This window comes from Roseomonas sp. TAS13 (assembly GCF_001950415.1).
In the GTDB taxonomy this organism is placed as follows: Bacteria; Pseudomonadota; Alphaproteobacteria; order Acetobacterales; family Acetobacteraceae; genus Roseomonas; species Roseomonas mucosa.
Genome location: NZ_BDLP01000218.1, coordinates 1 through 7588 on the forward strand (window position 1 = coordinate 1; position 7588 = coordinate 7588).

Genomic DNA, 7588 nt, shown 5'->3' on the forward strand with positions numbered 1-7588 from the left:
GTCGGGCGAAGGCACCTGCGCCGTCCCGGCCGTCCTCGGCGGCGGCGGATGGCGCGAGGGTCACGGTGGTCTGCCCCGGGCGACCCTGCCAGCCGCCGAACAGCCCATTCACCGCGGCGCGGAAGGCCGGATCGTCGGCCGGCGTCGTCGGCGTATTCGTTTGGGCGACTGTGCGGATCGGGTTCGGGGAGGGGGTCGCGCGCATCGGCGGAGGCGCGTAGAGCAGGGCCGGGGGCGGTGCCTCCACCGTGGCCGGTCGCACGGCCGGCGGGGAGACAACCGGTGCCGCCGGCGCGGGCGTTGCGATCGCGGCCGGGAGCTGGACGGGCGGCGGCAGCTGCAGATCCGGCGGAATGCCGCGCTGGCTGGCGTTGATCGGGGGCGTGAAGGACCGTCCAGCCTGCTGCGCTCGCTCGGCTTGCCGCTGGTTGTCGGCCACCGCGAGGCGGTCCTGGTAGGGGTTGCTGTTGGGACCACCCGGCAGCGTGTTGACCGGGGTCTGCCGCGCCGCGCGGCTTTCCGCGGGGGGCTCGGTGGAGCCGAGTGCCGCCCAGATGGCGGTGCCCACCACGGTCGCGCCGAGGGCGGCGATCCCGGCGAGCCGCATCGGCCCGGCGCCGAGGGCGCGGTTGAAGGGGTTGCGCAGCACCCTGCGCCGGATGGCGGCGTCGGACATCAGCGTTCCTCGCGCAGCTCGGCCGAGACCGTGCGGTTGTTGACGGAGAGCAGCACGACCGGCGTCTGCGCCAGTGCGTAGACCGTGGTTCCACCCTCGCCGTACTGCGAGGCGTCCCAGGGCGGCGACAGCAGGGTGTGGCGCGTGCGCAGGTAGAGCTGGCTGCCCAGCCGCCAGGCCCGCACGTCGTCGGGCGAGACACCGCTGACGGCGAGGGGCACGGCATCGGCCGGGGCCACGCCGGAGAGCATGGCGGTCAGGTAGGGGGCGCCGGTCACGGGCGCGCCCGGACGGGTGTCGATCTGAATGCGGGCGTTCGGCCCTCGGTTGGAGACGTGGATGCTGACATCCGCGTCGTAGCGCGACTGGCCGGCCACCAGCAGGAAGGAGATCGGCTTGGGCGCCCCCTGCAGGTTGACCAGCAGGCCGCCGCGCGGCGCCACGGACATCGGCGTGATCTGGATGGTGTTGGAGCCGCGCACCGGGACGCAGACATGGAAACCCGTCAGGTCGGCAGACGGCCCTCCGGGGCCGGCGGGTCCGGCATTGGGCGAGGTCGAGCAGCCGCCGACGCCGGCACCGCCGCCGCCCGAGACGTTGGCGTTGTTGGAGTTGGTATCCCAGGCGATGGGCCATGGCTGGCCGGTGTTGTCGAAGAAGCTGAGCGCGGTGGGGTAGCCGCGCACGGTCTGCACGATGGAGGTCGGCTGGCCGGGCTGGAAGCCGACATTCACCGGCCGGCTCACGGGCGCCGCCACGATGGCGACGCTCTCCTCCTGGGCGCGGCGCACCTCGCCGTAGCGGCGCGCCAGCTCGCGGATCATCTCCGGGGTGAGCGGGATCGCGTCCTCCAGGATGCGGTCGCGCGTGGCGGCCCGATCCGCCGGGCTCGGCGGTGGCGGCGCCTGGGCCGATGCGGCAGCGGCGAGCACGGAGCCCGCGGCAAGGCCAAGGATGGCGTGACGGACATGCACGAGAGGAGCTCCTGATCCGGCTATCGGGCGATGGCGACCAGCTGGTCGATCATCAGGCCGTCCGGACGATCCTCGTCGTTGGTGCGAACGACGACCGTCGAGATGGTCAGGTTGGTCTGGCTCGTCTGCTGCGAGTTCTCGCAGGTCTGCACGATGGGAAACTGCACCGTGTGGCTCAGGCGCCCCCGCACGATCTGCGTGTCGGCGATGGTGGCGGCGCGCTGCGCCTGGGCGTAGCAGACCATGCGCCCGGCCTTCATCGCCTCGAAGTTGCCGCTGGCTTGGTAGCTACGGGCGAAGCTGTTCCAGCCCTGCAGCGAGAAGCGCCGTCCCGCCGTGTTCAGCTGCGTCGGGTAGTCGTGATAGTTGACATTATAGGCGGCGAGCACCGCCCGGACCGTCCATTCCAGCAGCTGCGCGTCATCCACGACGGGGCTTTCGAGCGCGCGGATCGGCCGCGGCGGGTTGCGACCGTCGACCAGGAAGTAGCGGGTTTCGCTGGGGCGTGTCTGCAGCCAGTAGGAATGCGCCAGCGCCGAGAGGGTGACGACGGACATGGCGACCGTCAGGAGGGTGAGGCGATTGACCAGGCGTCCCTGGAACTCCGGATCGCTCAGCCGGTGACTGATCGCCGTGCGCGCATTCTGCATGACAAGGTTCCATCCTGATGACGGAATCCTCGGTCATGGTGATGCGAACAGCCACGGATCGCCGCTAATGGTCCAGGTTGGATACCTCTCGCTGGTAGCCGCTCGACCGCTTGGTGAGTGGGGCGACATAGGTCCATCGGTTGCCGAAGAACAGACGACCCGCATGCTTGTGGCATTGACGGACCTCCATTCCGGCCTCGTGCAGCCGCCTGCGCGCCAGGTCGGGGTCATAGGTGTCGGTCAGCTCCTCCCGCGGCCGTGGCGGGACATTCATCAGGTGCAGCCGCGATACGACGGCGCTGAAGGGAATGCCGAGATCGCGGGCGACGGCGCGCGGGTGCTGGCCGGCCCAGCGGGTGCTCGCGAGGTAGAGTTCGAGGCGTGGCGTCCAGGCCACCTGACCGCGGCTGGCGCGCACCTCGACGGCGAGCGGCAGGCCATCGAAGCCCGTCAGCGTCCGGACGCGCCGCATCCCGGCCTCCGGCGTGGGGAGGGGGGCCATCTCCGCCTGGGTATCGGCCTGCTGCAGGCCACTCGTCCTGCGCCCGGACACCGCCGCGGTGGGAGCCTCGACGGGGGACAGGGTGCAGATGACCTGCGCGCGCCTCCGAGACGTCAGGATCGGGGGCTGTGCGACGGGGGAGTGGCTCACGATCGGCGGCAATGCCTGACTGCCGCCCGCGAGAGATGATCCGGCTCTGGGGGCTGCAGCGGCCTGTCGGGCCTCGCCCATCTCGCCGACCGCGCGGATCGTGGGGCGACGGATGTCGCCTCGCCGGCGGCTCGGGAGGCCGAGGCGTCGGCTCAGGGCGTAGATGCCACCCCGGGAGCGCCCGAAGGTGTCGGCCATGCTGCCGCCGTCCCAATTGGCGATCCAGCACTCGATGAATAGTGATAGATCACTGGTCTTCCAGGCACGAGGATGGTTGCTTCGCCGCATGGGATGATCGGGCGGCGTGGCCATCCCGCATGCCACGACACGCTCCAGAATGAAGGCGACGGTCACGCCGAGGCAGCATTGCAGGGCTTCCAGGCCGTGTCCCTTCGCGATCATCGCTGCGAGAACCCGGTCGAACCTCCAGTTGGAGACCGTGCCCGCCCCGCTTGGTGCCGCGCCCTGGTTACCCTTCCTGCCGGCGACAGCGCCGCCGGAAATCTGCCCTGACATGCCCGAAGCCCCAGTCGTTCCCGGGCGCACACTGTCACAACCGTGATCGAAGAAGCAATGAGAATTGGATTTAACCGAAGCGATTTGGCGTTGTTTTCGGCTCTATCGCAATCAAGAACCAGGGTTCCGTCCATGGCCCTTAAGGCTATCCTACTGTATTCGCTGCCTTCAGGGGATCGGGACTACCGCTTGCTGCGGCCACCATAGGGGTTCGATCGTGTTCGCATCGTCCGGGCTAACTGCACCAGACGATCGATTTCGGCCAGGACCGTATCGAGGTCCTCCAGACGGTGCCCCTCGTCGCTCTCCGGCTGAGATCTCCTGCCTGTCCTGCGGTCGGGCTCCGGCGCCGTGTCGCGCTGGCCCTCTGTCGCATAGATGGAAGGCAGCAGATCGGCCGGCTCGACGCCAAGGCTTCGGGCGATGCCGAGCAGGGTCTTGAGCGTGAGGTACTGCAGCCCGTTCTCGACCGAGAAGATCGTGGTGACCTGCAACCCGGCCTTCACGGCCAGCTCTGCCTGGGTCAGGGACTGTTCAGTCCGGATTTCCCTGATGCGTCTGCCCACGACGGCAAGATAGGGATCGACATCACGCTCCGCGCCGCGAGTGCGGCGAGACGGCGCCGAGGGTACGGCCGTTGGCGATTGGGTAACCGAGGCCTGCTCGGGCTTCTTCATCGGGGACAGGCCGCCCGGCCGTCACGCCCGGGCATCGGACGTCGTGGATGCCGTTCGCATCGGCGAAGGGCAGTGGAGGGAGAAGGAGAACCCACGCCATGGCATTTCCCCCGGTCGTCCTGTTGACCTTGCAACTCCTGCACCCCTCCACTGTCCCGGTTACCCCGGTCGACTTCCGTTTGATGCCATCCGGCGCCGTCGTGGCGGAATCCGGCCATATGGATCAAGCGAATACACCCCATGGTAGCACCGATACATCGCAAACGCCCACCCGCCGCTCATCGCGGCCGGCGGCCGGCGATGCCGGGCCCGCCAGGATGCAGGGCTACGGCACTGATATCCCACTGTCATTTGCCGTCCGGCAGATCGTCCCGAGGGGAATCAGGGTGGTCTACGGCCCCGGTGTGACACCCGAAACAACGGTTTCCTGGACCGGTGGCAAGGTCTGGTACGAGGTCCTGCGGGACGCCCTCAAGCCCCAGCGGCTTCGGCTGCTGCTCTCGGGGCAGACCGCCACCATCGCCCGCTAGGCCGGGTGGCTGGCACGCCGTTCGCGTCGCGCCCTGCCAGCCTGTGCCCTCCTTGGAGAGTGGAGGGGCACCGTGCCCGACCTGGAGCGAGATGGCGTCTTGGAATGGGTCCGGCGCGCCGAGCCCGCCGTGGCGGCGATGGTGGCGGGACTGATCCGGTCCGTGGAGGACGATCCGGCCGTGCTGCCGCTGCTGACCGCATTTGGCCAGCATCTCGATAAGGATGCCGGCGGCGGCGGCAGCCTCGCCGGCCTTTTCACCGACGAGGGCCTGCATCTCCGGGAGGCCATGGCCCAGCTCGGCGTCGCACGGCTGCTGCGGCTGCTCGCCTGGTTCGACGAGGCGCCCGTGGGCCGCTTTCATCCCTGGCCCGAGGCCCTGCTGCGCGACGAAACCACCGAAGCCGGCGCCTGCCTTCGGGCCATGCTGGCGGCGCTGCACCGCCAGACCCTGCTGGAACGCCTGTTCGCCCCAGCGCGGCTGCAGCTGCTGGCCGAGGTCCTGGGCGAAGCCCGCCGGGAGGCCGCGTGATGCGTCGCACCTGCCTCGCCCTGGCGCTGCTCGCGACCCTGCTCGCCGCGCCCTCCCTCGCCCGGGCGCAATCGACCGGCAGCGTGGGCTGTACCGCGATCACCCAGGCCGCCGCCGGAGCCATCGAGGCGCGGGTCCAGGCCGACGACACGGCCATCCAGGCGCCCACCAGCGTCCGCAACCTGACCTGCCTCGACGGCTTCTTTCGCGGCGTCGGCCTCAACGTGATCGCCAGCCTGCTCGATCCTACCAACCTGCTCGACGCCATCCAGGGTCAGATCTGCGCCACGGTCAGCCAGGCCTGGCAGTCGGCGCTCGGCTCCATCCAGTGCGGCCTCACCGTCAGCGGCTTCAACCTGGGCTTCGGCGGGATCGGCGGTGGCCTGATGTGCCCGCGTCTGTCCTTCGGCGGCGGCGGTCCGCCCATCGGTACCTTCGGAACGGGCTTCGGGACGTCGGGCAACTTCTACGTCAACGGCTCACCCCTGGCGCCCTCCGGCTACACCCTGCCAAGCCGCTAGACGGCACGGAGCGATCCCATGCGGAAACATCTCAGGACCACTGTCGCCATCCTGGTCGTGGCCGGCACCGTGACAACGGTTGCCCCCCGCCCGGCCCATGCGGAATGGCCGACCTTCGATGCCGTCACCCACCTCCTGCTGACGCAGGCGCAGCAGGTCCTCAACAATGCGATCACCCGTGTCTATGACAACATCACCAGTATCGGGAACCTGATCGGCGACCGCATCACCAACATGGGGGGGCTGCTGGACACCAAGCTGGGCGATGGCTTCACCCAGGTCTCCAACTATCAGCGCGCGCAGATCAGCGCGGTCCAGCAGATCGCCGACGCCTCCAACACCGCCAATGCACGCTTCCAGCGCGACATGCGGAACACCGAGATCCGCGACGAGCACACTGCCTCGCCGCAGGCCTGCCTTGCTCTCGACAGCGGCCAGGCGGCCACGGTGTCGCGCATCCAGGGCGACCGGATCGCGACCGCCATCGCTGACGTCATGGACTTGCGGGGCGAAGGCGGTCAGGGCACCGCCGCCTGGTACGGGCAGGCGCAGTCCATGACGTCGAGCAACGCGCTGCATCTCGCCCGCTACTGCGACCAGGACGAAGAGGCGGCTGGCCTCTGCACCATCTCCGTTCGCCCCAATGCCGACGTGCGAGCCTCGTCCTTCAACGGCCGCGAGGTCTACGCCGACGTCGACGAGGTGAACGCCGCGAACGACTACGCCACCAACGTCGTGCAGCCGGTCGTGCCGGCGGCGCTGCGCGGCGACCACCTCACCTCCGTTGAGGGTCAGAACGCCTCGGCCCTTCGCCGGGCCTACGACGCCCGCATGTCCCTGGCGCGCTCTGTGTTCAGCACGCAGATCGCCATGACGGCGCCGGCGGTGACGCTGAACGAGGCCCAGCGCGCCCAGATCACGGCGCGCGGCGGCACGCCGCCCGCGGCCGGTTCCTGGATGCAGGTGCTCTCCCTGGAAGTGGACCGTCGCTTCTCGGATACGGCCTGGGCGGCGTCTTTGCAGGCGATGACGCCGGCGGCCGTCTCGCGTGAGATCGCGGCGCAGCTCGCGCTCTCCAACTACCTCGCGCTGCAGAACCTGCGCGTGCAGCAGCAGGTGGCGGCCGTCGGCGCGGCGAACCTCGCGATCGCCGCCGAGCGGGGCTTTCCCGGCGTCGGCGCGACCCCGATCCCCTCCCCGTCCTTCGTCGCCAACTGAGGAGCTTTCCCATGTCCACCACCCTATCCGACGCGCCACGCCCAGCGGCGCGTGGTCCCGATCCGCTCCGTGAGCTGTTCGACCGGATGAACGAGGTGCGTGCCACCCTCTCCGGGCACGATCCCAGGCTGAGCCGCCAGATCGAGGAGGTCACCCGGCTGCTGCACCAGCCCGATGTCGTCCGCGACGAGGCGCTGCGGACCCGCGCTGCCTACGCACATCAGGATTTCTCCCGCCTGGCCGGTCCGGTCGGCGGCGTGCCGGAGGGTCTGCGTGCCGAACTCGGCCGCCTTGCCAACTCGGCGCCGGGGCTGGAAAACGAGCGTATCCGCGACCTGCTGCGCGAAGTGCCGGACCTGCGGGATCGGCGCCTCGCCCATGATATCCGCACCCTCGCCGTCGTCACGGGCAAGGAGGGTGGCGACCAGTACCGCCCCGACGTCATGGATAAGGTGGAGGCGCTGGAGCGGCGGGTGATGACGCTCTCGCCGACCTTCGGGAGTGCTGCCGCCCGGCACGCGCAGCCTGACCTGGCCGCCGGCGGGCCGCAGGCGACCGCAACCCCAGCCGCCGCGGCGTCCACGGCGCGGACGCCCCAGCCCGAGGAGAAGCCGACCGTGCCGGCTTCGCCGTTGGTGCAGTC

General features: G+C 69.9%; 9 protein-coding genes and 1 pseudogene. 5 read left to right on the forward strand and 5 right to left on the reverse strand.

What is annotated here, in order from left to right:
- The 5 genes and pseudogenes from ROTAS13_RS15840 to ROTAS13_RS15860 all read right to left on the reverse strand — a co-directional run.
- A pseudogene (locus ROTAS13_RS15840) lies at positions 1-676 on the reverse strand (hypothetical protein); the annotation flags it as partial.
- On the reverse strand, positions 676-1650 hold the full coding sequence (locus tag ROTAS13_RS15845) for a DotH/IcmK family type IV secretion protein (protein ID WP_051544323.1): 975 nt from the start codon (positions 1648-1650) through the stop codon (positions 676-678). The gene ROTAS13_RS15845 and the pseudogene ROTAS13_RS15840, both read right to left, overlap by 1 nt.
- A gap of 20 nt (positions 1651-1670) precedes the next feature.
- Positions 1671-2300, reverse strand: coding sequence for a DotI/IcmL/TraM family protein (locus tag ROTAS13_RS15850; protein ID WP_027297364.1), 630 nt, complete (start codon positions 2298-2300; stop codon positions 1671-1673).
- Positions 2301-2364: 64 nt separating this feature from the next.
- On the reverse strand, positions 2365-3354 hold the full coding sequence (locus ROTAS13_RS26390; protein WP_139323388.1) for a hypothetical protein: 990 nt from the start codon (positions 3352-3354) through the stop codon (positions 2365-2367).
- A 296-nt stretch (positions 3355-3650) separates the two neighbouring features.
- Entirely contained in the window at positions 3651-4145 is a 495-nt protein-coding gene (locus tag ROTAS13_RS15860; RefSeq protein ID WP_081798651.1) for a helix-turn-helix domain-containing protein, read from the reverse strand.
- A 98-nt stretch (positions 4146-4243) separates the two neighbouring features.
- Between ROTAS13_RS15860 and ROTAS13_RS15865 the strand changes: the two genes are divergently transcribed.
- The 5 genes from ROTAS13_RS15865 to ROTAS13_RS15885 all read left to right on the forward strand — a co-directional run.
- Complete coding sequence (locus ROTAS13_RS15865; RefSeq protein ID WP_027297366.1) at positions 4244-4675, forward strand: hypothetical protein; 432 nt, start codon at positions 4244-4246, stop codon at positions 4673-4675.
- 72 nt (positions 4676-4747) lie between these two features.
- On the forward strand, positions 4748-5206 hold the full coding sequence (locus tag ROTAS13_RS15870; RefSeq protein ID WP_075822811.1) for a hypothetical protein: 459 nt from the start codon (positions 4748-4750) through the stop codon (positions 5204-5206).
- A complete protein-coding gene (locus ROTAS13_RS15875; protein WP_081798652.1) occupies positions 5206-5727 on the forward strand; it encodes a hypothetical protein in 522 nt (173 codons plus the stop codon). Before ROTAS13_RS15870 ends, ROTAS13_RS15875 begins: the two co-directional genes overlap by 1 nt.
- An 18-nt stretch (positions 5728-5745) precedes the next feature.
- Entirely contained in the window at positions 5746-6945 is a 1200-nt protein-coding gene (locus ROTAS13_RS15880; protein ID WP_027297369.1) for a hypothetical protein, read from the forward strand.
- Positions 6946-6956: 11 nt separating this feature from the next.
- The coding region (locus ROTAS13_RS15885) for a hypothetical protein (protein ID WP_216348660.1) at positions 6957-7588 on the forward strand (632 nt) is incomplete at its 3' end.